Genomic DNA, 300 nt, shown 5'->3' with positions numbered 1-300 from the left:
TCGGCCCCGTAGGTCCAGTCGGTCCAGTCGGCCCGGTCGGCCCAGTCGGAAGGGTAAACGGTGGTATCGGTGGTAATGTAGGTCCTACAAGATTAGGGTCAAATGCACTAGCTGATAAAGATTCATCGGGATTTAATCCATTTGAATAATTATTATTTGACATAAATTCACCTCCATAAAGCTTTCATTATATAGTAGATGCAAAATCGGAAGAAAATGACACGGACATTTGAATTATTGAAAAGAAATCTTAAACTGCTTGTGCAAGTTAAAAAAGTGGAAAGTTTATTGTATGTATAA

1 protein-coding gene is annotated in these 300 nt (G+C 39.0%); it reads right to left on the bottom strand.

Features of this window, described 5'->3' with window-relative positions; genetic code table 11:
- Positions 1-163 (bottom strand): exosporium leader peptide-containing protein (locus FE392_RS23130; RefSeq protein WP_157413122.1); only part of this gene is annotated, 163 nt, incomplete at its 3' end.
- Positions 164-300: the final 137 nt, after the last annotated feature.

The sequence above is a fragment of the Xenorhabdus santafensis genome (assembly GCF_033949405.1).
GTDB lineage: Bacteria > Pseudomonadota > Gammaproteobacteria > Enterobacterales > Enterobacteriaceae > Xenorhabdus > Xenorhabdus santafensis.
The sequence above is the reverse complement of the archived record's forward strand: the minus strand, read 5'-3'. Positions and strand labels throughout refer to the sequence as shown.